Origin of the sequence: Actinomyces naeslundii, from assembly GCF_001956585.1 — a bacterium.
In the GTDB taxonomy this organism is placed as follows: Bacteria; Actinomycetota; Actinomycetes; order Actinomycetales; family Actinomycetaceae; genus Actinomyces; species Actinomyces naeslundii.
Map to the genome: position 1 here is coordinate 147534 of NZ_MSRR01000009.1, position 24694 is coordinate 172227.

The window sequence follows — 24694 nt, forward strand, 5'->3', positions numbered from 1 at the left end:
CCCCATGTCACCCCGCCGACCTGCCCTCCTCGCGGACCGTCATTCTTTTGTCGGGCTGACCCGACATCGAGCGACCAGGTGGCCGGATCGTGTGGGCGATCACGCTCCGACAACCTGGCTCCATGAGCACTGACACCTCTCCCCTCCGCCGCTCCCACCCTCCGTCGCAGCAGGTCAGACCCACGTCTCCCATCCGGTCGCGCAGCCTCCTGCCCCGCTGGGCCTGCGCGGTCCTGGCGGTCTGCCTGGCCCTGATGGTCTTTGCCGTCGGGCCGCACGCGCCGAAGGCCGACACCTCCTCCATCACGGGAGACAAGGACCTGGCCAAGCAGGTCATCAGCCTTCTGCCCGACGACTACCAGGCCCGCGGCATCCACGTCTCCGTCATCACCGCCGAGGGCGCCCGCCACGCCGGCATCGGCACCGCCGCCTCCGGCCAGCAGTACACGTCCACCACCCCCATGGAGATCGGCTCGATCACCAAGACCTTCAGCGGCCAGCTCCTGGCCGATGCCGTCGCGCGCGGCGAGGTCAAGGCGAGCGACCCGCTGTCCACCCACCTGCCCGAGCTCGCCGGCACCCCGGCGGGCGAGGCCACCCTGGAGGAGGTCGCCTCGCACCGCTCCGGCATCCCGGGCGTCCCCTCACAGGACCAGACCTGGTTCGCGCTGCGAGGCGACATCCTGGGGCTCAACCCCTTCTCCGACAGCACCGACCAGCTCATCGAGAAGACCCGCACCACCGAGATGGGCAAGCGCGGCGAGTTCGCCTACTCCAACTTGGGCATCTCGCTGCTGGGTGAGGCCCTCAAGCGCGCCGCCGGGGCCGACTCCTGGAAGTCCTACATCTCGGAGCGGCTCTTCACGCCGCTGGGCATGGAGCACACGACCCTCATCGCCAACCAGTCGGAGATTCCCGACGGCGCCATCCACGGGGTCCAGGCCAATGGGCGCCGCGGCCAGTCGCTCAGCGGCACGGCCTCCAACCCGGCCGGTGCCGGGGTGTGGAGCACCCCGGAGGACATGACCCGCTACGCCCAGGCGGTCCTGACCGGCACAGCCCCCGGAGGTGACAGCCCCCAGGAGCCGCGGTGGCCGGCCGAGGTCTTGGCCGGCTTCCAGCTGCCGGGCGAGAAGATCGGCTACACCTGGTACACCGACGTCGTCGACGGGCACACGATCATCAGCCACGGCGGCACCACGATGGAGTACATGACGCACCTGGCCATCGACAAGGAGTCGGGCAAGGCCGTCATGGTCTACACCGACCAGAACACGGACGGCACCGCCGCCGCGCTCGCCGCGACGCTCCTGACCGACGGGCAGAAGATCTCGACGGCGCACCTACCGGTGCCGGCCGAGATGCTGCTCCAGGGCATGATCCTCGGCATCTTCACCATCCTGGCGCTGGTCATGGGCCTGTACACGGCCGCCCGCGCAGCGAGCGCACCCAGCCGCATGGCGGTGATCTGCCGCGTGGCCGCACTCCTCGCCTGCCTGGCGGCGGCCGCGGCCTCGGGGCCCTGGGCGCACGTGCCCACCTGGATCCTGGCGGTGGCGTCGCTGCCCGGCCTGTACGGGATCGTCCGGGGCATGACGCTGTGGCCGGACCTGCCCACCCTGCCACGTCGCCGGGCCTGGCTCGGCTGGACACAGCTGGCACTGACTGTCGCCTTCGTCGCCGTCTGCCTGTTCGTCGCCTGGCCCAAGGCCTGAACCGGCCGACCCGATGCTTTCTCAACCGTTGCCCTCCCCCAGGTGGGGGAGCCGAGCCCCGCCCGCTTCCACCTGAAGACCACCAACTTCGACCTCTCGACCGATCAACACGTCATTTTCGAGTTCCTAGGTTCCTTGCCATGACTACTCACCGTTTCTCCGTACCCGATCTCTCCCGGCGCCTGCTGGCTCCGATCGCCGCCCTGCTGGGGCTGGTGGCGGGCCTGAGCGTCCTCATCCTGCCCTCCCCCGCACCGACCACCGCCGACCCGACCACGTTCTCCGCCGAGCGCGCCATGGCCTCCATCAACCGCCTCGCCGACGAACCCCACAGTGTCCTGCGCCGCGAAGCGCACGACCGGGCGCGCAACGACGTCATCGGCATGTTCACCGACCTCGGCTACACCCCCACCGTGCACTCCGACCCACTGTTCGACTTCAGCATCCCGGAGGACAAGGAGACCTTCGACATGCTGTCCACCGAGCAGCAGGCGGCGGTCAAGGACGCGCCAGCCGAGACGATCGTCGTCGACGTGCCGGGGAAGTCCGAGCGCACCATGGCGCTCATGGCCCACTACGACTCGGCCACGGTCGAGGCGGACGAGAACGGCCATCAGCACATCACCGACGGCACCTCTCCCGGGGCATCCGACGACGGCTACGGCGTGGCCGCCATCGTCGAGACGCTCCGGGCTCTCAAGGCCGAGGGGCGCCAGCCGGAAAACTCGCTGAAGATTGTCATCACCGACGCAGAGGAGATCGGCCTCGTCGGCGCCCGCAACGAGATGCAACACCACCGCGCCGACTACGAGAACGTCGACCTCGTCCTCAACCTCGAGGCCCGCGGCACGAGCGGCCCGGCATTCATGTTCGAGACCTCTCCGAACAACAGCGCCGTCGCCGGCTACTTCCTCAGTCACGTGAAGCAGCCCGTGAGTAGCTCGCTGCTCCCCTCGCTGTATGCGCGCATGCCCAACGGCACCGACATGAATGTCCTCATCCCCAAGGGCTTCACGGTGCTCAACATCGCGGCGATCGGAGAGGCCGAGCACTACCACCACGCCACCGACGCCCCGCGCTACGTCGACCACTCGACCCTCCAGCACTACGGCGACCAGGTCCTCAGCCTCACGCGGGCCTGGGCCTTCGACGGGCAGGCCCCCACGCTGACGGCCGACGGCGACCTCCACTTCTTCCAGCTGTGGCGGGGGCTGACGGTGCGCTACCCGGCCGCGGTCGGGACGGGGCTGGGCTGCCTGGCCGTCATCGCGGCACTCGGCGCCGTCGCAATGCGGGCCAGGTCGCTGCGCTGGAAGCGGGTCCTGGGGACCGTGTGGGGCCTGACGTGGCGATCCGCACTCGCCTCCGCCGCGGCGGGGCTGGTGCAGCTCGGGGCCATGGCGATGAAGTGGGCGCCGGAGAGCGGACTCGGACCGAACCCGCTACTGCCGTGGATGTTCGCCGGCGGAGCCCTCATCGGGGTTGGGCTCACCGTGCGCTTCGTGGTGCGGCGCTGGAAGGAGGGGCTCGGGCAGGAGGCCGTCGCCGCGGTGCTGCTCCTGCTGGCGGCCGCCTGCATCCCGCTCATGGTGCTGTTGCCCGGCGCTGCCTACGTCCTGGTCCTCCCCACACTCGCCCTGGCGCTGACCGCCCTGGCGCCACAGCGGATGCGGCCGGTGGTCGGGGCGCTGGCGGCCTTCATCATCGTGGTGATCTTCGCCCCCACGGTCCTGCTCATCCACGAGCTGCTCAGCCTCGGCGCGGTGTGGGCGACCGTGTTCTTCGCGATCGTGCCGGTGGCGCCGCTGGCACTCGTGCTCCTGCAGGCAGGTTCCCGACGCACCCAGCGCACCACCGCGCGGACCAGCAGCAGACCTGACGCCGCTCTCGACAGCGCTGCAGGTCCGGCCACCGCGACGGCCTAGGACGGCGCAGCCGCGAGCACGCCCACCGTACGGCCGTAGCCTGCCGCGTGCCGAAAGGTATGGACGCGTCAACCTCCCGGAGGACGAAAACGGACCTCGTCCGTTTTCCTCCGGGAGGTCAATATCATCTACCTGGGGGTCGCAAACCGGCGCCTCCAAGATCCTCCCGATGGTCGAGGAAACCGACACCGCCGCTCCTTTAACGTCGCAAGTGTCCGGGCGCCGCGGGGGCGCAGCCCGGGCGAAACCTACCAGCGGGAATGAGTCGGACACGAGGCATCGCGCCGCCCGCGGCCACCTCTGCCCGCGGCAGGTAGAGACCGAAGACGTTCCAGCCCCCAAGGAGCAGAAACCCTATGAAACCGATACCTCTCGCCGCGCGGAAGGCGGGCGCGGTCCTGGCAGCACTGATGCTGTCGACCGCCCTGACGGCCTGCCAACCACAGGCCTCCGCCGCCAGCACCACACCACCCACATCCGCACCCACGCCCACCGCCCAGGCCAGCACCCCTGCCAGCGGTTCCCCCGGCAGCTCCAGCAACTCCACCGGCAGCCCCGACGGTTCCAGCGACGGTTCCCAGAGCGACATTCCCCAAGGGCTGGAGAGCTTCTACAGCCAGAGCATCGACTGGCAGGATTGCCCGGACGGCGCCCCTTTCAAATGCGGGACGGTCACCGTCCCCCTGGACTACGAGCACCCGGATGGCCGCACCATCACGATCGCCCTGAAGAAGCTCCCCGCCTCTGACGGCAACGCTGAGCACGGCTCCCTGTTCACCAACCCAGGAGGCCCCGGCGCCAGCGGCATTGAGACGGTGAAGGACCCGGCCGCTATGCCCGAGGAGCTTCGCGGTGCTTACGACATCATCGGATTCGATCCTCGGGGAGTCGGACAGTCCACCCCGATCACCTGCTGGACCGATGACGAGATCAAGCAGTCCCTGGCAGCCCCTGACGACGGCAGCACCAACCCAATGAAGCCGCTTAAAGGCGTCACCTCCAAGAACGTTCCGGCCCAGGACAAGATCGACCAGGGCGCGGCCAACGCCGCCAGATGCGCCCAGCACTCCGAGGTCCCCGAGCTGCTCGACCACGTCGGCACCCGCGACGTCGCCCGCGACCTGGACATCCTGCGCGCCACGAACGGCAACGCGAAGCTGAACTACCTGGGCACCTCTTACGGGACCTACATCGGAGCCATCTACGCCGACCTCTTCCCCGGCCACGTCGGACGCACCGTCCTGAACGCGGCCATGAACCCGTCGCGGTACCGGACCGACAGCGACGCCGAGGTAGTAGCTTTCAAGGAAGGTGCCCTGCGCCAATACGTGGAGCATTGCCAGGCCCAGAACGGCTGCCCCCTGACCGGCTCCACGGACGAGGCGGTCGCCCAGCTGACGACCTTCGTGGACGGCCTGGACAAGAATCCCCTCACCGCGCCGGACTCCAATGTCACCGTCAACACGCAAGACGCCACCGCCATCGTCCAGCAGTACGCCGTCGAGAAACCGGACTGGGAGGCGCTGACCGCCATGCTCAACCCGGCCATGAACAAGCGTGACGGCACCCTCATGGTGAAAGCGAAGCAGAGCGTGCCCGACCTGTCGCCGGAGACGACCGTCGAGGAGGCGGTCAGCAGCGCCAACAGCGAGGTCATGTTCGGCGCGGTCATCTGCAACGACTACCCGGACACGGGCGGCACCGCCTCCGACTGGGACGCGCAGTCAGCCGCCGAGAAGAAGAGCTACCCCTTCTTCGGCGGCACCTCGAACGCTATGGAGGCCTACTGCCGAGGCTGGGGGCACCGGGCACAGACCCCACCCCAGGAGACCCATGCCAAGGGATCTGCCCCGATCCTCGTCATCGGAACCACAGGAGACTCCCGAACCCTCTACCCCTGGGCCCAGAGCCTCACCGACCAGCTGGACAACGGCCACCTGCTCACCGTCAAGGGCTACGGCCATGGCGCCTCCGGCAGCTGTGCCGGCGCCGCCATGATCGACTTCCTCGTCAACGGAACCGTCCCGGCAGAGGGAACCACCTGCGACGCCGGCCCCCAACAGGCCGCCGGCGGAGCCGAGGGCTGACGGACAGCACCGCACGTGCGGGACACTTCGGGGCCTCGGGCTCACTCCTGGCGAGTGGTCCGAGGTCCCAGTCTGTTGGGCGGGAGTGGGTGTCGTCGGGTCGGCGGCAGCAGGTTCAGCGAGGGACGTCGTCGACGGTGCACTCGGCCACGGCGACGGCGAGCTGGACCCGGTTGGTGACGCCGAACTTGTCCAGCAGGGCGGAGACGTGGGTCTTGACGGTGCTGGCACCGACGACGAGCTCCTCGGCGATCTCACCGTTACCCAGGCCCTGAGCCACGAGCAGAGCGACCTGACGCTCCCGGTCGGTAACGGTCTCGGGGAAGGCGCGGCGCTGCGGGGTGGCCTCGACGGCGGCCTCGACGAGCCGGTCCAGGACGGAGCCGGAGAAGGCCCGCTGGCCGTCGGCGGCGGCGTGCACGGCGCGGAAGATGATCTCGGGGGCGCTGTCCTTGAGCAGGAAGCCGGTGGCGCCGGCGCGTAGGGCGGCGGCGACCATCGCGTCGGTGTCGAAGGCGGTCAGCACGAGAACCTTGGTGTCAGGGCAGTCGGCGGCGATCTGGGCGGTGGCCCAGACGCCGTCGGTGCCGGGCATGTGCAGGTCCATGAGGACGACGTCGGGGCGCAGACTGCGCGCCGCGTCGTAGCCGCTGCGCCCGTCGGCCCCCTCGCCAAGGACCGTGACGCCGGAGTCGCCCTCGAGGACGAGACGCAAGGCGGCGCGCACGAGGGCATCGTCGTCAACGATGACAACACGTACACGGCGCTGCGGTGAGTCCATGCCGATTCCTTTGCTTGTTCAACTACCTGGGAGGCTACTGTACGTCGGGGTGGGCGGGGACAGCAGCCATGACGATGAACTGCTCTGTGCGCTGCGAGACGTGCAGCTCGCCACCGAGAAGCCGCAGCCGCTCGCGCAGACCCTCCAGGCCCAGGCCGCCGCCGGGCGCCGCCGGCCGAGGCGTGGACGGGCAGTCATTGACGCACCGCACCACGAGGGCTGCGCCGTCGTCGCCGGGACCGTCGGAGGCCTCGACCTCACAGTCGAGCCGCACCACGCCGCCGGTTCCGTGGCGGCGGGCGTTGGTGAGCAGCTCCTCGATGGTGCGCAGGACCGCGTGTCGGCTGCGGGCGTCGGCGGCCTCGAAGAAATCCGCCCAGGACCCGGCCAGGTGCAGTTCGATCTCCTGGCCGGCCTCCCGCTCCCAGGACAGGACGTCCTCGACATCGGACCAGGTGGCGCGGGCGCCGTCAGCGGAACCGTCGTCATGCAGGACAGCGAGGATCTGGCGCAGCTCGCGTCCGGAGTCGGCGGCGAGGGTGTGGATGCTGCCCGCGATCTTGCTGACGCTGCCCAGATCCAGGTCGGTGCGGGTCTGAAGCGCGCCGGCGTGGAGGGAGACCAGGGAGAGGCGGTGGGCGAGGGAGTCGTGCATCTCGCGGGAGATGCGGGCGCGTTCCTCGGCGCGGCTCTGGGCGATGCGCGCCTCCTGCGTGGTGCGGATGAGGCGGGCCTCGCGGGAGGCCGAGCGCAGCAGCTCCTCACGGGCCTGCAGGTTGACGCCCAGCATGACGCAGACGATGCAGATCGGGAGACTACTGACTGCGTATGAGGCGACGGCCGATAGCGTGGCCTCTTCGCGAATCGGATTGAGGAGCGGAGACATGGACACACCCACGACCATGACGGCCACCACGACCGGTATCGCTTTCGCCCCTTTACGCATGCCGATGACGGTCGCAGACACAGAAGCCGCCACCTGCGGCCAGGTGGGGATGAGCCCCAGGAAGACGATAAGGATCGACAACGACGGGCGGGGTCCTCTGAGGACCGGGATGAGGAGGAGAAGACAGGTCAGGGAGATGAGTACGTGTCCGGCATACAACACCTGCCAGCGGTCCAGGCCCGGCACAACCGTGGAGCCGCCTTCCAGCTTGAGGTACACAATCAGGGCGAGCAGCGTCTGCACCACGGTGATCGAGGCGGTGCCGCTCCAGACGAGGATCTGCACCTTGCGGGCGTGCGTGCTGGAGGAGACGGAGGCGTCGGACATGGGCCGACCCTACTGAGGGCGCCTGCGCGGGAGCCTCCCCCAGGTGGGGGAGGCCGTTCGTCATCGTCAGCCGCGCGTGGCCGTGGGGTGGGTGTCACGTTCGTACCCTTTACCCCTCGAACGGGAGACATAAGGTAGGACCACGACAACCGGGGTGCAGGCAATCGGAGAACGGTGTCTCACTGGATCTCCAACGACACCTTGCGCCTTCCAGTCCTGTCGGTGCTCTCGTTCAGCCCACCGTATCCACGGCCTGCTGAGGCTCCGGGGCGAGTGCAGAGGCGAGGTCCGCGAAATACGGATACTGCACCCAGGCGGTGCGGTCACCGATAACGTAGAGACGACGCTTCGCTCGGCTCGCGGCGACATTGACGAGATTGACGGTCGACGAGGCCCAGGCCTTCGCCCCAGGAGCGTCGGGCTTCCCTCCCAAAATCAGGAAGACCACATCCGCCTCCCGGCCCTGGGCGGTATGAATCGTACCGCCACACAACCCGGGATAACTCCTCGCGAGGGACTCCAACTCGTTAGCCACCACTCGGAACGGCGAGATGGCAATAATCTGCGACATTTTAATTTCGCGCCCTCGAAGATCGTCAAGCAGACGACGTAATAGTTTCATTTGATTCTTCTGAAGATGCGTACAGGATGGAATCTCCCGGACATCAAGCCATTGACTTGCTGGGACTCTCAACCCCCGAGGCCCTTCAAGGAGAAATAGATCTGGATGATCACTATTATCAAGATAATGGTGAACACCGCTAACCATCATACCCCCATAAGCGATCTCATTGCACAGCCTGAACATCGGATCGTCACATCGGCGATGCACTGTCAGTGGTGCACTCACCCACATGGGTTTCTCTCCGTGGCACAAAGTGGTTCCATAGCGCGAAATGCGATCAGCAAGAGTCTGGACCGAGGCTTGCGGCGGAATCCAGACCGATGAGACACCGAACGCAGCTGCGATGTCATACTGAGCCTTGCGCGGCATCGTCACTACCGGCTGCAGTTGCAATGGGTCACCGACGACGATGACCCGCCGGGATCGCCAGATCCCTCCAACCGCGCCCTGCGGGCATATTTGTCCAGCCTCATCAATGAGCAACCATCCGAGAGACTCAGGACCAAGTCCCGTGAATAAACGGCCGAAGGAGGCGAAGGTCGTCGAAACCATCGGCACAGCCAGGAAGAAGATCTGCCACGCTGCGCGTATCTTTTCCGGCTCTAGACCACGAGGGTGAGCACCAGCAACTACCTCAATAGCCGCACGCAACCCCTTCACCATATCTCCGGCCGCATTGGCAAGGAAGTCCTCATGGAGCCTCAGCGCTGCCAGGAACAGGTCAGACCGAGCCGCATCGAGCTCTGCGTCGAGCCATGGGGCATACTTCTCGCGGTCCTCTCTATCCCGCCTCTCATCCGGGTACCCGCGCCCATAGTGCTCACGGTCCTCAGCCACTTGCCAGCGCAGATCAGCCACTTCCTGGGAAAGGCGCTTGCATCGATTCTCAGCGCTTGCCAGCTCGCCAGAGATGTGCCGCGCCCGCTCGTCGAGGTACTGCGCATGCTGGCGCACCCGCTGCCAGTTCTGCTCCGCCGTCCGCAGCTTCTCCTCGAGTGGCTCCAACCGTTCCCTCCACTCGCGAGCAGCTCGCCCCAAGGTGAAGAGCGTCTCAAGCACCCCGGGCTTGATCTCCGCGTGCCGGTTCCGGATGCTGCCAGCCTCGGAGTACTCCGCCTGCGCACGCTCGATGACATTCGCATACCCCCAACTCTCGTCCGCAGCCTTGGCAGCCTCCAACGCAAGGCGCTGAGCCTGCGCTGCGAGTTCCAGCTCCTCCATGAGGGCATCCTTGAGACGCTCCATACGCCACTGAGCCGCTTCCCGCTGAGCGAGGAGCTCGTCGACTCGTCGCTCGGCCCGACGGAAGTCTTCTCGTGCCTGCGACCAACTCTTATATGGCACCTTTCCGTCACGCCACTGATTCAGACGCGTCTGCATGCGCGGAGCAGTTCCCGGAACGCGTTTCCCGTTCCCGTCTGTGACGTCGAACCAGAAGGCTTCACGAAAAGCTTTTCGATTCTGCTTACTACCTAATCTGGCCACCACCAGGCCCCAGGCCTTCCGCTCCGTTCTCTCAGCATCCTCACGTTTCCGTTCCCCGACATCCAAGGCCGCCAGAGCCGCAGAGGCAATGTCAGCAAAATAGTCGGCGTCTTCCCGCCATTTGCCATCGATCGCACCAAGGGCGGGAATCTCAACGCTGATGTTCTCAACGGCGGCATTGTTCGCTGAAGCGATAACCATCTCGAATCCAGTGAGTTCGGAACGCAGTTGCCTGACTTTGCACCAATGTTCACCACCAGTTCTCCATCGGTATGTAGTTTCAGTGAATGCATCCCCAGGACTCTTCAAGTCAGCGAGGCGCCGCGCGCGTTCAACAACATTGCCGGCCAGGATGTCGCGCAGCATCGTTGTCTTGCCGGTACCGGGAGGTCCGTTGACTCCCATCAGCCCACCTGCATCAGGCAGATCATCCAAGGCCCGGTTGACGGCGAACTGCTGACGCAACGCCAGGCCGTGCTCAGTATTGGAGGGCCACCGACCTTTCGGCAACCTGTCAACCCGGACTCCGGCGTCGGCAACGGTGTTGTCCCTGATGACGTCCTTCCTCCGCCCTACGGGAAGGTTGGCGTCGGCGGTCAGGTACTCAGACAGTGCCGGCGGGCAGTCCCCATCCGATATCCCCGCCATGACTCCTGCAAGATCCTCAAGGAAGAAACTGTTGAGAAAGTCGATGTTGGCAGCAGCATCGTCGGTACGACGACGGGATACAGCCACAGATGAGATAATGATACGTGAACTAGCGAGTTTAGGTACCCTAGCCACCCCAGAAACCTGATGAGATATATTTAGCAGCTCCAGCAACGACATCTCGTCCAGGATCGAGAAATCTCCAGCACCAATGACCGCCTGACGACTTTCCTTAAAAGCAGCCACCCTATCCTTGAATATCTCAGACACCTGATAGAATTCGTTAGCCCACAGTGACCTCGGTGTCTCACCCGTAATGCTGACCTGAGCCATAGCCCATAACGCAGAGGAAAGCGTCGCTGATTCAGCCAAGAGACTTCCATCCTCATCTAGGACGATCGCCGAACAGGCACTGAGACCGGCCGTACGTTCATCGTAGGCGTCAGGATCCTCTCCGAAGAAGTCGTGCAGGCCCTCATAGACCCTATCGAGGTCGTACACGCCAAAGTAGACAGTATGTTGCCATTTCATAGGCGTCTTTCCCGCCGACTCAGGTGGAGCCAAGGTATGCCAGGGCAGAGAGTTCCCCATCCTCCAGTCGACCCACCGACCACCTCTTGACTCTTTCACAATTTGTGGGCTGAATAGCTCCAGCATCCACCAGTACTGCAGGATCCGCTGACGAGTCTCGGAGGAAGTATTCATTCCCATGGGAGGATTCTGCCAGGTCGCAGCAGTTCGAGTGGATGATTTGCACGGGATACTTCTGGCGAGGAGGGATCACCGCGCTCGGGCCCGGACACCGGCGGAGGCGAGTCGGACGCCGACGGCCACCGGTGGTGCACACTGTGCCCCATGGCAGACGGGACCAGACGCGACCTCACCGGGCTCCTGGAGTCCATCGGCGGGCGCGACGGCCGGCTCGTCCATCTCCAACGCACCCCGGCCCGCCCCGGCCGCCACTCCGATTGGCCCGAGTGGGCGGACCCCGACCTCGTGGCCGCCTACCGCCGCATCGGCGTCGAACGCCCCTGGACGCACCAGGTCGCCGCCGCGCGCTCCGCCCACGCCGGCCACCACACGGTTCTGGCCACCGGCACCGGATCGGGCAAGTCCCTGGCCGCCTGGCTGCCGGCGCTCTCCGACGTCCTAGCGGCCCAGTCCCCCGGCGCCGACTCGCGCATCTCCGCCCACGGCCGGCGCCCCACCACCCTCTACCTCTCCCCCACCAAGGCGCTCGCCGCCGACCAGGCAGCCTCCCTGGGCCGGCTCATCGGCGAGCTCGAGGCAGTCCAGCGCGAGGCCGGCACCCCCACGGGCTCCCTGCGCACGGTGCGCACCGGCACCTGCGACGGCGACACACCCCTGCCCGAGCGAGACTGGGTGCGTGCCCATGCCGACGTCGTCCTGACCAACCCCGACTTCCTCCACTTCTCCCTGCTGCCGGGCCACGAGCGCTGGACCCGTCTCCTGCGGGGCCTGCGCTACGTCGTCATCGACGAGTGCCACGCATACCGCGGGATCCTGGGGGCGCACGTCGCCCTCGTGCTGCGCCGCCTCCTGCGGCTCGTGGCGCGCCTGCGCCCGCGCGGCCCGCAACCGATCGTCCTGTGCGCCTCGGCGACGGCAGCCGAGCCGGCCCTCACCGCGGCCCGACTCATCGGCGCCGAGCCCGACGACGTCGTGGCCGTCACCGACGACGGCGCACCCGCCGGGGAGCGCACCCTGGCCCTGTGGCAGCCTGCGCTGCGCGACCCCTGGATGCTGCCTGCGCCCGACGTCGATCCGGCCCAGGACTCGGCCCGTGCGGCCGAACCGGACTCAGGCGACCCGGGCGAGGACCCCTCGGCGCGGCGCAGCGCCGTCGTCGAGGCCGCCGAGCTGCTCGTGGACCTGCTGAGCGTAGGCGCCCGGGCGCTGGTGTTCGTGCGCTCTCGTCGCTCGGCGGAGATCGTGGCCGAGCGGGCCCGCCACACACTGGGGCTCTCGCTGCCCGAGCTCATCGGCACGGTCTCGGCCTACCGCGGCGGCTACCTGCCCGAGGAGCGCCGGGCCCTGGAGGCAGACCTGCGCTCAGGCCGGCTGCGCGCCCTGGCCACTACCAACGCCCTGGAGCTGGGCATCGACGTCACCGGGCTGGACGCGGTCCTCATCGCCGGATGGCCGGGCACGCGCGTTTCGCTGGGGCAGCAGGCGGGCCGGGCCGGACGTGCCGGCAGCCGCGGACTCGCCGTCCTCATCGCCTCCGACAACCCGCTGGACGCCTACCTGGTGCACCACCCCGAGGCGGTCTTCGCCGCCCCCGAGGCCACGGTCTTCGACCCGGCCAACCCCTACGTGCTCGCGCCGCACCTGTGCGCCGCCGCCTCCGAGGCTCCCCTGAGGGCCGAGGACCTGGCCCTGTTCGGCCTGCCCGATGACGCCCTGCTGCGCGAGCTGGAGAGCCGGGGCGCGCTGCGGCGTCGACCCACGGGCTGGTTCTGGAACGTCAACCTGCCCGGCCGGCCCCAGGACCTCACCTCCCTGCGCGGCGACGGGCCGCCCGAGGTGCCGGTGGTGGAGGCCGACACCGGCGCGGTCATCGGCACGGTTGACGGCGCGGCCGCCGACTCCACCGTCCACGAGGGCGCGGTCTACGTCCACCAGGGGCGCGTCTACGTGGTCGAGGAGCTGGCCGACGACGTCGCACTCGTGCGGCAGCGGGCGGCGGTCGGCTACCGCACGCGGGCCCGGTCGCGTTCGAGCGTGCGCATCATCGCCGAGCGCGAGCAGCAGGTCTGGGGCCGGCCGGTCGGGGGCGGGGATCGGCTCGACGACGTCCCTGAGCCGTCAGCGCACACGGCCGACGACGGGCGGGAGGCTCCCGGAGCTGCGGCGATCACCTGGTCCTTCGGGTCAGTGGAGGTCACCAGCCAGGTGACCGGCTACCAGCGGATGGCGCTGCCCGGCGGGGAGGTCGTCTCCCAGCACGCCCTTGAGATGGACGAGCACGTGCTGCCCACCGCCGCCGTGTGGTGGACGATCCCGCAGGAGACCTGCGAGGCGGCGGGCCTGGAGCCCACCGACCTGCCCGGCGCCCTGCACGCGGCCGAGCACGCGAGCATCGGGATGCTGCCGCTGCTGGCGACCTGCGACCGCTGGGACATCGGCGGGCTGTCAACCGCAGCGCACCCGCAGACGGGGGCGCCCACCGTGTTCGTCCACGACGGGCACGCCGGCGGGGCGGGCTTCGCCGAGCGCGGTTACCGGGCCGGGCGCGAATGGCTGGCGGCGACGCTCGCCGTCATCGAGGGCTGCGGGTGCGCGAGCGGCTGCCCCTCGTGCGTGCAGTCGCCCAAGTGCGGCAACAACAACGAGCCCCTGGACAAGGCCGGGGCGGCCGCCCTGCTGCGGCTCCTGCTCGAGGCGGCGCCGGCCACCGGCCCTCACGCACCATGAGGCTGCTCAGTGCTCGGGCATGAACATAAATTCATAAGACACTCGCCTTCGTATTCATGAGATGCTCGCCCTCACGTAGCGTGAGACTGATACGTTCCCAGCATGCTCGTTCGATTACTGCGCAGGCACCTGCGACCGTATACGGGACTGCTTCTGTGCGTTCTGGTGCTTCAGTTCGCCCAGGTGATGGCCTCTCTGTACCTTCCCACCCTCAACGCCGACATCATCGATAAGGGTGTGGCCACCGGGGACACCGGTTATATCTGGCGAATGGGCGCGTTCATGCTGGTGGTAAGCGTCGGTCAGGGTGTGTGTTCGGTGGCGGCGACGTATCTCGCGGCGCGGTCCGCCATGAGCATGGGCCGCGACCTGCGCGGAGAGGTCTTCGAGCGGGTCAGCGGCTTCTCCGAGCGGGAGATCACCGCCTTCGGGGCGGGGTCGCTCATCACCCGCAACACCAATGACGTCCAGCAGGTTCAGATGCTCGTGATGATGGGCTGCACCATGCTGGTGACGGCACCGGTCATGGCAGTGGGCGGCATCATCATGGCGATCACGCGCGCCCCGAGCCTGTCGTGGCTGATCGGGGTGTCGGTGCCGGTTCTGCTGGTGGCGGTGGGCCTCATCGTGGGCCGGATGCTGCCCCTGTTCCGCTCCTACCAGGACAAGCTCGACGCCATCAACCGGGTCATGCGCGAGCAGCTCACCGGCATTCGGGTGATCCGAGCCTTCGTGCGCGAGCAGGCCGAGACCGAGCGCTTCGAGGACGCCAACACCGACATCGCCCGGGTCGGCGAGCGCGTGGGCCAGCTCTTCGTCCTGCTGTTCCCACTGGTGATGCTTGTGCTGGACGTGACGATCGTCGGCGTCATCTGGTTCGGCGGGCACCAGGTCGGCGACGGCGACGTGGAGGTGGGCACCCTCATCGCCTTCATGTCCTACCTCATGCAGATCCTCATGGGCATCGTCATGGCGAGCTTCATGACGATCATGATTCCGCGCGCGGCCGTATGCGCCGAGCGCATCAGCGAGGTGCTGGCAACGGCGCCGACCATCACCTCCTCCCCCGACGCCGTCGACACCTTCCCGGCCCCCGGAACGGTTGAGATGCGTGACGTCACCTTCGTCTACCCCGACGCCGACGCCCGCGTCCTGGCGGAGGTGAGCTTCACCGTTCAGCCCGGCACGACGACGGCGATCGTCGGCTCGACGGCGTCGGGCAAGTCCACGGTGGTGCGGCTGCTGTCCCGGCTGCTGGAGGCCAGCAGCGGGCAGGTGCTCATCGGCGGCACCGACGTGCGCGAGGCCGACCCCGAGGCGCTGTGGGCCCAGATGGGGCTCGTCCCCCAGCAGCCCTTCCTGTTCGCCGGAACCGTGGCCTCCAACCTGCGCCTGGGGCGCGAGGAGGCCACCGACGACGAGCTGTGGAAGGCCCTGGAGGTCGCCCAGGCCAAGGACTTCGTCTCCGCGATGGACGGGGGCCTGGAGGCGGCCATCGCCCAGGGCGGCACCAACGTCTCGGGCGGTCAGCGTCAGCGCCTGGCCATCGCCCGGGCCCTAGTGCGCCGCCCCGACATCCTCATCTTCGACGACTCCTTCTCGGCCCTGGACGTGTCCACCGACGCGCGGCTGCGCGAGGCCATGGGGCCGGCCACGGCCGGCATCACGAAGGTGATCGTGGCCCAGCGCGTCTCCACGATCACCGAGGCCGACCAGATCCTCGTCCTGGACGGCGGCCACCTGGTGGGCAGCGGCACGCACACCGAGCTGCTGGCCACCTGCCCCGTCTACCGCGAGATCGTCACCTCCCAGCTCGGAGCGGAGGCCGCAGCATGAGCACCAGCACGAGTAGCAACGCAAGCACCGGAACGAGCACCGCCGTCGACCCCGACGAGCTCAGCGAGGAGGACCTCAAGCTGGCCGCCGAGACGCAGGCATCCTCGGGCGACTGGCACGACGGACCGCCTCCGGGCAAGGCCGAGGCCTTCTGGCCCTCCTTCAAGCGGATGGTCGGCCTGCTGGGCGTCCACCGGATCTCGCTGGTGGTCGTGGCCCTGGCCGCCGTGGGCACGGTGGTGCTGGCGGTGGCCGCCCCCAAGGTGCTGGGCCAGGCCACCAATGTCATCTTCGAGGGCGTGGTCTCCACGATGCTGCCGGCCGGCACCACCAAGGCCCAGGCCGTCGAGATGCTGCGAGCCCGAGGCATGGACGACTTCGCCTCCATGCTCTCCGCCATGGACGTCGTTCCCGGCGCCGGCATCGATTACACCCGCCTGGGGCAGATCCTGACGGTGGTGCTGGCCCTGTACGTGGGCTCGGGCCTGCTCAACTGGCTTCAGGGCTGGCTCCTCAACCGCGTCACGGTCAAGGTCCTCTACCGTCTGCGCGCCCAGGTGGAGGACAAGGTCCACCGCCTGCCGCTGAGCTACTTCGACACCGTCCAGCGCGGTGAGCTGCTCAGCCGCCTGACCAACGACGTCGACAACGTCACCAACACCCTTCAGCAGTCCCTGTCCAGCGCGCTGACCTCCATCCTCACGGTGGTGGGCGTGCTGGGGATGATGTTCTCCATCTCCTGGAAGCTGGCACTGGTGGCGCTCATCATCTTCCCGCTCATGGGCGTGGTCTTCGGGGTGATCGGGCCGCGCTCGCAGAAGGCCTTCACCCACCAGTGGGCCCGCACCGGCAAGATCAACACCCGGGTGGAGGAGTCCTTCTCCGGACACGCCCTGGTCCAGGTCTACGGGCGCACGGACTCGGTGCGCGAGGCCTTCGCCGCCGAGAACGAGGAGCTCTTCCGGGCCTCCCTGCGCGCGCAGTTCCTCTCCGGGATCATGATGCCGGTCATGCTGGTCATCGGGAACCTCAACTACGTGGCCATTGCGGTGGTCGGCGGCGCCATGGTCGCCTCCGGGTCGCTGCGCCTGGGCGACGTGCAGGCCTTCATCCAGTACTCCCAGCAGTTCTCCCAGCCCCTGGGCCAGCTCGGTGGCATGGCCACGGCCGTGCAGTCCGGTACCGCCAGCGCCGAGCGGATCTTCGAGCTGCTCGATGCCGAGGAGCAGCGGCCCGACGATGTCGCCCCGGAGGGCGCCGGCCGGGATTCTGCGACCCACCCCAGCGGGCAGGCTCCGGGGGGCCCGGGTGTCATCGAGATGGAGCACGTGCGCTTCTCCTACAGCCCGGAGGTCGAGCTCATCCGGGACCTGTCGCTGCGGGTCGACCCCGGCCACACGGTCGCGATCGTGGGGCCCACGGGAGCGGGCAAGACCACCCTGGTCAACCTGCTCATGCGCTTCTACGAGCTCGACGGCGGCCGCATCCTGCTCGACGGGCGCGACATCGCCACCATGACGCGCCACGACGTGCGCCGTCGAACCGGCATGGTCCTGCAGGACCCCTGGCTGTTCGCCGGCACGATCCGCGAGAACATCCGCTACGGACGCCCCGGGGCCACCGATGAGGAGGTCGAGGCCGCCGCGAGGGCGTGCTTCGTCGACCACATCATCAAGGCCCTGCCACAGGGCTACGACACGGTTCTGGAGGAGGACGCCGCCAACATCTCCGCCGGTGAGCGTCAGCTGCTCACGATCGCACGGGCCTTCGTGGCCAACCCGGCAGTGCTCATCCTCGATGAGGCCACCAGCTCGGTGGACACCCGCACCGAGCTGTTGGTCCAGCAGGCCATGAATGCGCTGCGCGAGGGCCGCACAAGCTTCATCATCGCCCACCGTCTGTCTACTATCCGCGACGCCGACACCATCCTGGTCATGGAGCATGGTGACATCGTCGAGCAGGGCAGCCACGATGAGCTCATCGCGGCCGACGGCGCCTACGCAAGGCTCCACGCGGCCCAGTTCGCCAACGGTGCCACCGTCGCCGTCGAGGACTGAGTCTCGGGCCGGGGCGCGCTGAGCTCAGCCGGGCGGGGCGTCGACGGGGCCGGCGCGGGCCTGGGCGGCGGCCTGGCGGGGCAGGCCGAGGATCGTCGCGGGAACAGTCACGCTGACCGTGACGTCCTCGCCGGCCACGGAGCAGGCGCTCACCGAGGCGCCATTGGCGGCGGCGACGCGTCCGGCCATGGCGCAGGGGTCGCCGGGGGCGACCACCGAGGACAGGACTGTGGCACCGGAGATGGCCGCGAGGTCGGCGGCGGCCCGGGCCCGGCCGGTGGCGCTCTGGGCCTGGATAAGGCCCGCGATGCCGACCGCGGCCGCCAGGAGCACCGCGATGACACCCAGGGCGTAAACCGTCCCCGAGCCGCGCTCATCCCTTCGTGGACGGTTCATGGGCTGCTCGGTTCGGTGTAGGTGCAGGCCCGGGCGCGCGCCGTCAGGCCCAGCCCGCCCAGTGGGCCGGGCACGGGACGGGCAGCGGTGACGCAGGTGAGCTCGCCCTGCTCGACACCGAGGCTCACCCCGCCGGCCACGCGCTGGGCCGCGCCGGTGTAGTCGTCCTGTCCGATGGCGGCCTGTCGGGCGGCCGTGCGGGCGGCGTCGGCCACCCGCAGCTGGGTGACGCCGGCGCTGACGGCAGCCAGGACGATGAGGAGCACGAGGACGACTGCAGGCAGCGACAGCGCCGTCTCCGCCGTCACCATCCCCTGCTCGCCCTGCCCGGACTCGTCCGGGCCACTGGACCCACCGCCGGACTCAGCGTCTCGATGGCACGGGCACCCGCGTGACGGATGCGGTTCCGCCCGGCCGGAAGGCCGGCGGGAGGCGGGGCCCGGGCGGCGACGTCGGCCACCGCCGGGCAGCCGGACCCTTCGGGGGCGAGCGCGCCCACCCACTGCGATGACGCCGCACATCACACCGAGAGCGCCGACTCGATGATGGACTGCAGGGCGCCGCTCAGGCTGCCCGAACGCATGAGCGCCAGCAGCAGGCCGGCGAAGGCCGCGGCCGCCAAGGTCCCGATGGCGTACTCGGCGGTGGCCATGCCCTCCTCCCGGGACACCAGGCGCCGCAAGCGGGTCGGCAGTGCCGACACGTCGCCCGGGCGGGCCAGCATCACACTGGTGCGCAGAGCGCGCAGAGTGGTCCTCGTGGGTCTCCTCATGGTGGTTCTCCTCTGGTTGATGGGGACCAGCGCACCGCTGCTCCCCAGCGGGCGCTGTGCCCGCCCCAACAGAATCGGTCCATCCCGAGCCCGCGCGCTCAGGGGCTTCTCAGCCCTGTGGAGACCACCTGCAGTCCCGAGCCTGTGGACCCTGGGACGCCCACGCCTCAGCCGATCCGCCGGGCCACGTGAAAGGCCCTCACCGGCGTCGAGAGCCTCAGCCCTCGATGAGCTCGCGAATCTCGGCGGCGGTCAGGGCCGCAGGGCTGAGGCCACCCGCGCCCGCCGCACCCGCAACCCCGGCCGGCCCTCCGGCGCCCTCGCCGCCGGCCTCGACGTCGCCGGTACCCTCAACGACCCGGGCGAAGAGCTCGGCCTTCTTCTCCTTGAGGGCCATGACCTTCTCCTCGATGGTGTCGGCCGAGACGAGCCGGTAGACCATGACCGGCTTGTCCTGGCCGATCCGGTGAGTGCGGTCGACGGCCTGCTCCTCGGCCTGCGGGTTCCACCACGGGTCCAGCAGGAAGACGTAGTCGGCCTCGGTAAGCGTGAGCCCGAAGCCACCGGCCTTGAGGGAGATGAGGAAGACGTCGGCCTCGCCGGCCCGGAAGGCGTCGATGACCTTCTGCCGGTCGGGGGTGGAGCCGTCCATGTAGGCGGTCCGTACACCGGCATCCTCCAGGTGCTCGCGCACGCCGGAGAGGTAGCGCGTGAACTGGGAGAAGATGAGGGCCCGGTGTCCCTCGGAGACGATGGAGCCCAGGTGCTCCAGCAGTACCTCGACCTTGGCCGACGGGCTCGGCCGCCGACCGGACCTCCGCTGTGCCTCGGGAGGGGTGGCGGCCGCCTTGTCCTTCACACCCTTCGCACCGCGGGCCGCTATCGTCCCTGACCCGTCATTCCCGCCGTCGCCGTCGACAAGCGCCGGGTCGAGCGCCATCTGCCGCAGGGTGGTCAGCGCCTTGAGGGCGATGAAGCGCGACTGCGCCGTGTCCTCCTCCAGCAGCCCGAGGATCCTCTGCCGCTCCCGGGCCAGGCGCTGGTCGTAGGCCTTGCGGTGCTTGGCGCCCAGCTCGACGGCCAGAACCTGCTCGGTCTTGGCCGGCAGGTCCGCGGCCACCTGCTCCTTGGTGCGCCGCAGCAGGAAGGGCCGCATCCGGCGCCGCAGCCGTTCCAGTGCCTCGGTGTCCCCGCGGTCGATCGGCTTTCTGTAGACCTGTCCGAAGCGCTCCGGATCGGGCAGGAGCCCCGGCGCCGCGATGCTCATGAGCGCCCACAGGTCCATGAGCGAGTTCTCCAGCGGCGTGCCCGTAATCGCGATGGTCGACGGCGCCCGCAGCCGCCGCACGGCCTTGTAGGTGGCCGAGGTACGGTTCTTGACGAACTGGGCCTCGTCGCACACCACCCAGGCCCAGTCCTGGGCGACGAACTCCTCCTCGCACAGCCGCGCGATCGTGTAGGAGGTGACAACGACGTCGGAGCCCTCCGCGATCCGCTCCAGGGCCTCCTCGCGCTTGGCGGCTGTCCGCGTCACCGCCCGCACCCGCAGGTTCGGGCAGAAGCGCTCGGCCTGCTCCACCCAGGAGCCGACCACGGAGGTCGGTGCGATGACGAGCACCGGCCCGATCCCGTCCGGCTCGTTCAGCTCGTTCAGCTCGTCGGAGTCAGTCGATTCGCTGTCCTCGCCGGTACCGACGTCGGTCGGCACCTGCCCCTCGACCTTCTCACGCTCCTCAACGAGGCGCTGGACGACGGCGAGCACCTGGACGGTCTTGCCCAGTCCCATGTCGTCGGCCAGGACCCCGCCGAGGCCAGCCTGGCGCAGGAAGTCCAGCCAGCGGTAGCCCTCGAGCTGGTAGGGGCGCAGCGTCGCCCGCAGTCCCTCGGGCACGGGCGTCCCGCCGGCGCTGCCCCCGGCATCGGCAACGGCGTCGTGCTCAGCAGCGGCCTCGGCGGCGCGCGCCCGCTCCAGCAGCCGCCCGACCCGCTCCTTCCAGCGCGCGGTCGCCCGCTCGATGATGCCGAGGGACTCCAGTACCTCGTAGTAGCCGGCGTGCAGGGCACTGACACGCAGGGTGCCGTGCGCCTGCGGATCGTCCAGCTCGCGCCCCTCCTCCATGAGGCGGGCCAAGGTCTCGATCTCCGGGCGGTCGATGCTCACCCACGTGCCCGACTCCAGGAGCACCTCGGGCTCACCGGCGGCCACGGCCGCCATGAGCGGCGCCAGTGGGATCTCCTCCTCACCCACGTGGACGCGCACGGACAGGGAGAACCAGTCGGGGCGGTCCTCGTCGTCACTGACGCTGGTGGTGATGACCGGGGCGTCGGCGGCCTCGCGGTAGTCGGGGACGTCGTCGTCGACCTCGACGTCGAAGGCCTCCAGCTCGCGCAGGACCGGCAGCGTCTCGGTCATGAAGCGGGCCGTGGCCATGCCGCGCAGGTCCAGGGAGTGCCAGACGGCCGGGTGCTGGACGGCCAGGGGCAGCAGGCGGTTGAGGACCTCGCGGGCCAGGCGGGTCTCCCCCTCCACGTCTCGGCCGGCGGCCCCGTCTTCGATGCGGCCCTCGGCGGCCTCGGCGAGGTCCCCGACGCCGTGACCGTGCCGGACCTCGCCGTCCTCGGAGACGTAGCGGATGGACCACTCGGTGGTCAGGTGGTGCTCGTCGGCGTCGACGTGGACCGCGAGCGCAGCGCGCAGCGTCGTGGGCCGGGGCAGGCGGATGGAGGCGTCGGCGGACAGGATCGGCAGCGCCCGGGTGAGGGCCTCGAGGTGCTCGGTCTCGAAGCGCTCGACGTCTCCGGCCGGGATAGTGATCGTCTCCCTCTCACCCAGGAGCAGCCGCGAGAGCGCCTCGGTGGGGCGCGGCTCGATCGGCATGAGCAGCAGCTCGCGTCCGGGCATCCACGTGTAGAAGCCGTGGACCGGGTCGCCAATCGGCATGAGCGTCAGATCGAGCTCGATCCCGGGTACCTGCTGGCGGTTGATCTCCTCGACGTCGTCGATCTCCAGCGCGGGGGCGACGACGACGCCTCCGTCGCCCTCCCGGATGAGGTGGACACCGCCGCGCAGACCCTCGGCGAGGTGGACGGGCCGGCCGTGGCGCTGCGCGGTGGTGAGGGTCAGGCCGGCCGCCACTCCGCGGCGCAGCACCTCCCAGACGCGGGCGGGCGCGGTCATCAGGGAGACGCGGTCGTCGGCGTAGTAGAAGCCGTAGCCGCCGGCCATACCGGCCAGCTCGCGCAGGACGCCGATCACCTCGGGGTCCGCCTCGTCGTCGAGCCCACCGGAGGCGATCTGGCTCCAGGAGGCGCCCTGTCGGTTCCAGCCGCGCTTGCCCCCGATGAGCGGGAGCATGGATGGGCCGGCAGGGTTGCCCCACATGCTGCCAGTGTCGTCGATGATCTCCAGGGCCATCCGACGGTGCGGCATGCGCTCCAGCTGCAGCAGGCCGGCCAGACGGCTCTCCCAGGGAGCGACCTGACCGGCCGGGCCTGCGACGTCGGGCTCCTCCTGCGCCAGGGAACGCGCCGTGATGAGCAGGGCGGCCACGTGCTTGCAGTTGGCGCCCACTGGGCACGAGCAGTTGCCGACCCAGGCCTCCGGGCCCCTCTGGTCGTGCTGCTTGCGGAAGACCATGGTCTGATAGATGCGGGCGCCCGAGCCCTTGGACTGGGCACTGATGATGTCCCCGTCCCCGGCGACGCCGATGCCCCGCACCCGGCCCTTGCGCGCGTAGTCCAGGCCGCGCTGGAAGGCCCCGCGGCCGACCCGACTGATGATCTGGTCATCAGTGAGCCTCACCGGCCAGTCGTCATGCCGAATAGCGCGCGCCATGACCCCAGGTTAGACGCGGGGTACGACGCGTTCGGGCACCATGAGCACCGATCGAACGCCCAGCGCGAACAGGCCGACAATCTACGCTTAGATAAACACTTTGAGGATTACTCATAAGAACGTGTGGTCAGATCTGCCATCATCCCTTAGCTCACGAGTCGCTCGGTGTCCACGCAGCGTACACGACCAGCACCCCAGCCGGCATGACTAGCGGACAACTCTGGAACCCTACGGTTCTCGTCATAACTCCGAGCACCTCCGCAGCACCCACATCCACTGCGTAAATACTGATCGAAACCACCCCAACCCCGACAATCACCGCAACGAGTCCGACGAATAAGCCTTATCGCTATATTTAACACTGACAAACAGCAATGTCGATCCACAGAATCATCAAGGAATAGGTTTTCGATAGGCCAAAACCACTTTGAAACGACAGCATTTGTTCATGCGTATCGAGCTTCGTTTACTAAGAGGTAAGCTTTTCGTCGACGTCTCGCAGTGAATGACGACCTTTTGCCAGGACTTTCTCGAAGTCGTTGACTCATTTCAACAATAAGATGCAGTTCATCCCGAAGTTCTTTTATGCCTTTAGTGCGCGTATCCGGACTAATGCAGAAACGTTCGGAAAACACGCGAGGAGACCACCACTGAGGTTGATTTCTGCCAAACGACTCTTCTAGCACAACGAGAAGCATCGCAAGGGCGGCAGCACTCATGCCCTGAATAAGGCCCCGGGTCCACAATTCGGCAGAAACACTGAAATACCTATCCGCCTCACCCCTCCCCTTGGGGAGAGAGTATTTATTCCCCGAACCATCGTCTCGCAGCAACCTCACCACGTTCGATTTTCCTGGACGTCTTTGAATCGCAATAAGTTGATGCCTCTCGAGTATTTCCAGCGCCTTCCTAACTCTCCTAGCCCCTTTTTCAAGCGGCCCGAGATCAAGAATTTGCGCCCAGTCACCAGCCTCGAGTTCACTAGTATGCCCGTACCCAGAACTTAACCAAAGCAAAGCTAGATATAATTTTAGAGCAACTTCACCACCACCTCTCCCTTTCACGCCAACAAGGAGCGAAAGCGGTGGGCGCCCTTTTTCATCTTTTCCGAAGTATCGAACAAAACTATTTCTTACAAGAGCGCCCCTCTCGCGGCGACGCACTCGTTCAGCCAGCCGATTGACCGCTTCTTGCGATGCAGGCGAAAGCAGGCTTGTGCGCTCAACTTTCGCGCGCTCAGCCAACACATCCCAACTATTTGTGACTTCGGTCACTTTGATCCCTCTTTGCTGCTTCTTGGTGGTACAACGCGGTACGCAGATCTACTTACTGTCCGCCACAAGTGTAGCAGTGTATCGGCACCAAAGTACACTGAAACAACAGCACTAAGGATCATGTCTCTCCGTAGATTCACATCCTTGAACCGCCATTAGCGTTGAAATCTAGGGGAAGAACGGCTGAACAGTGCTATGCTATCTTCATGACGCGGAAGCAGGAACGATCCGCCACAAGGAGTGGGTTCGGGTCTGGAATGCCAAGCGCTACCGAGCCGACAGGCATGCAACATAGTTAGCCTGTTCGATCCATCGGAACCTGGGAGGGCCAGGGAGATCCGAAGGAAGCAACGGCTTCGGGCGCGGGGGCTCGCCGGTGGGAACCGGTGAGCCTCCGCGTCTCTGTGAAAGAGCAAGTTCAGCACACCTCGGTGCGACTATGAGGACATGGCTCAAGCCCCAGCGCCTCCCCCTCAAGAAGGACCCGCCCCGGATCCGGATCTCGCACCTACGAGGGATCACAAACAGGTCACGGCGCGTTGTACTG

Annotated in this window: 14 protein-coding genes; 6 read left to right on the forward strand and 8 right to left on the reverse strand. The window is 67.7% G+C overall.

Going from position 1 to position 24694, the window contains the following annotated elements:
• Nucleotides 1-122 precede the first annotated feature (122 nt).
• The 3 genes from BKH33_RS05325 (at nt 123) to BKH33_RS05335 (ending at nt 5727) form a co-directional block, all read left to right on the forward strand.
• Nucleotides 123-1715, forward strand: a complete 1593-nt coding sequence (locus tag BKH33_RS05325) for a serine hydrolase domain-containing protein (RefSeq protein ID WP_043538570.1) — start codon at nt 123-125, stop codon at nt 1713-1715.
• A 140-nt stretch (nt 1716-1855) separates the two neighbouring features.
• Nucleotides 1856-3640 (forward strand): M20/M25/M40 family metallo-hydrolase, encoded by a 1785-nt coding sequence (locus BKH33_RS05330; RefSeq protein WP_003780126.1) that lies wholly within the window; start codon nt 1856-1858, stop codon nt 3638-3640.
• A 356-nt stretch (nt 3641-3996) separates the two neighbouring features.
• The gene (locus tag BKH33_RS05335; RefSeq protein WP_043538569.1) at nt 3997-5727 is read left to right on the forward strand and encodes an alpha/beta hydrolase; all 1731 of its coding nucleotides are present in this window, start codon (nt 3997-3999) and stop codon (nt 5725-5727) included.
• A gap of 115 nt (nt 5728-5842) precedes the next feature.
• Here BKH33_RS05335 and BKH33_RS05340 read toward each other — a convergent pair whose 3' ends face one another.
• From BKH33_RS05340 to BKH33_RS05350, 3 genes are all read right to left on the reverse strand, one after another.
• The gene (locus tag BKH33_RS05340; RefSeq protein ID WP_003780160.1) at nt 5843-6508 is read right to left on the reverse strand and encodes a response regulator transcription factor; all 666 of its coding nucleotides are present in this window, start codon (nt 6506-6508) and stop codon (nt 5843-5845) included.
• Between the two features lie 34 nt (nt 6509-6542).
• Nucleotides 6543-7781 (reverse strand): sensor histidine kinase, encoded by a 1239-nt coding sequence (locus tag BKH33_RS05345; protein ID WP_076142625.1) that lies wholly within the window; start codon nt 7779-7781, stop codon nt 6543-6545.
• Nucleotides 7782-8013: 232 nt separating this feature from the next.
• Entirely contained in the window at nt 8014-11250 is a 3237-nt protein-coding gene (locus BKH33_RS05350) for a DEAD/DEAH box helicase (protein ID WP_003782996.1), read from the reverse strand.
• 144 nt (nt 11251-11394) lie between these two features.
• Between BKH33_RS05350 and BKH33_RS05355 the strand changes: the two genes are divergently transcribed.
• The 3 genes from BKH33_RS05355 (at nt 11395) to BKH33_RS05365 (ending at nt 17870) form a co-directional block, all read left to right on the forward strand.
• Nucleotides 11395-13977, forward strand: a complete 2583-nt coding sequence (locus tag BKH33_RS05355; RefSeq protein WP_076142626.1) for a DEAD/DEAH box helicase — start codon at nt 11395-11397, stop codon at nt 13975-13977.
• Between the two features lie 102 nt (nt 13978-14079).
• Nucleotides 14080-15813 carry an ABC transporter ATP-binding protein gene (locus BKH33_RS05360; RefSeq protein ID WP_003784480.1) on the forward strand — a complete coding sequence of 578 codons (1734 nt, stop codon included), beginning with the start codon at nt 14080-14082 and terminating at the stop codon, nt 15811-15813.
• A complete protein-coding gene (locus BKH33_RS05365; RefSeq protein ID WP_076142627.1) occupies nt 15810-17870 on the forward strand; it encodes an ABC transporter ATP-binding protein in 2061 nt (686 codons plus the stop codon). The genes BKH33_RS05360 and BKH33_RS05365 overlap by 4 nt, the downstream gene beginning before the upstream one ends.
• A 24-nt stretch (nt 17871-17894) precedes the next feature.
• On the opposite strand, the gene BKH33_RS05370 is transcribed toward BKH33_RS05365, so the two are convergent.
• The 5 genes from BKH33_RS05370 to BKH33_RS13560 all read right to left on the reverse strand — a co-directional run bounded on the left by BKH33_RS05370 (nt 17895) and on the right by BKH33_RS13560 (nt 24147).
• Nucleotides 17895-18266, reverse strand: coding sequence for an Rv3654c family TadE-like protein (locus BKH33_RS05370; protein ID WP_003784265.1), 372 nt, complete (start codon nt 18264-18266; stop codon nt 17895-17897).
• The gene (locus BKH33_RS05375; protein ID WP_076067872.1) at nt 18263-18577 is read right to left on the reverse strand and encodes a TadE family type IV pilus minor pilin; all 315 of its coding nucleotides are present in this window, start codon (nt 18575-18577) and stop codon (nt 18263-18265) included. The genes BKH33_RS05370 and BKH33_RS05375 overlap by 4 nt, the downstream gene beginning before the upstream one ends.
• Nucleotides 18578-18786: 209 nt before the next feature.
• Nucleotides 18787-19038 (reverse strand): DUF4244 domain-containing protein, encoded by a 252-nt coding sequence (locus BKH33_RS05385; RefSeq protein ID WP_003781362.1) that lies wholly within the window; start codon nt 19036-19038, stop codon nt 18787-18789.
• Between the two features lie 217 nt (nt 19039-19255).
• Nucleotides 19256-22873: a DEAD/DEAH box helicase gene (locus BKH33_RS05390; RefSeq protein WP_043538941.1), complete on the reverse strand. Its 3618-nt coding sequence runs from the start codon at nt 22871-22873 to the stop codon at nt 19256-19258.
• 446 nt (nt 22874-23319) lie between these two features.
• On the reverse strand, nt 23320-24147 hold the full coding sequence (locus tag BKH33_RS13560) for a hypothetical protein (protein WP_003781354.1): 828 nt from the start codon (nt 24145-24147) through the stop codon (nt 23320-23322).
• Between the last annotated feature and the right edge of the window lie 547 nt (nt 24148-24694).

Coding starts and splice junctions, on each gene's coding strand:
- BKH33_RS05325 (WP_043538570.1), top strand. CDS start 123: ATGAGCACTGACACCTCTCCCCTCCGCCGCTCCCACCCTCCGTCGCAG.
- BKH33_RS05330 (WP_003780126.1), top strand. CDS start 1,856: ATGACTACTCACCGTTTCTCCGTACCCGATCTCTCCCGGCGCCTGCTG.
- BKH33_RS05335 (WP_043538569.1), top strand. CDS start 3,997: ATGAAACCGATACCTCTCGCCGCGCGGAAGGCGGGCGCGGTCCTGGCA.
- BKH33_RS05340 (WP_003780160.1), bottom strand. CDS start 6,508: ATGGACTCACCGCAGCGCCGTGTACGTGTTGTCATCGTTGACGACGAT.
- BKH33_RS05345 (WP_076142625.1), bottom strand. CDS start 7,781: ATGTCCGACGCCTCCGTCTCCTCCAGCACGCACGCCCGCAAGGTGCAG.
- BKH33_RS05350 (WP_003782996.1), bottom strand. CDS start 11,250: ATGGGAATGAATACTTCCTCCGAGACTCGTCAGCGGATCCTGCAGTAC.
- BKH33_RS05355 (WP_076142626.1), top strand. CDS start 11,395: ATGGCAGACGGGACCAGACGCGACCTCACCGGGCTCCTGGAGTCCATC.
- BKH33_RS05360 (WP_003784480.1), top strand. CDS start 14,080: ATGCTCGTTCGATTACTGCGCAGGCACCTGCGACCGTATACGGGACTG.
- BKH33_RS05365 (WP_076142627.1), top strand. CDS start 15,810: ATGAGCACCAGCACGAGTAGCAACGCAAGCACCGGAACGAGCACCGCC.
- BKH33_RS05370 (WP_003784265.1), bottom strand. CDS start 18,266: ATGAACCGTCCACGAAGGGATGAGCGCGGCTCGGGGACGGTTTACGCC.
- BKH33_RS05375 (WP_076067872.1), bottom strand. CDS start 18,577: ATGGTGACGGCGGAGACGGCGCTGTCGCTGCCTGCAGTCGTCCTCGTG.
- BKH33_RS05385 (WP_003781362.1), bottom strand. CDS start 19,038: ATGAGGAGACCCACGAGGACCACTCTGCGCGCTCTGCGCACCAGTGTG.
- BKH33_RS05390 (WP_043538941.1), bottom strand. CDS start 22,873: ATGGCGCGCGCTATTCGGCATGACGACTGGCCGGTGAGGCTCACTGAT.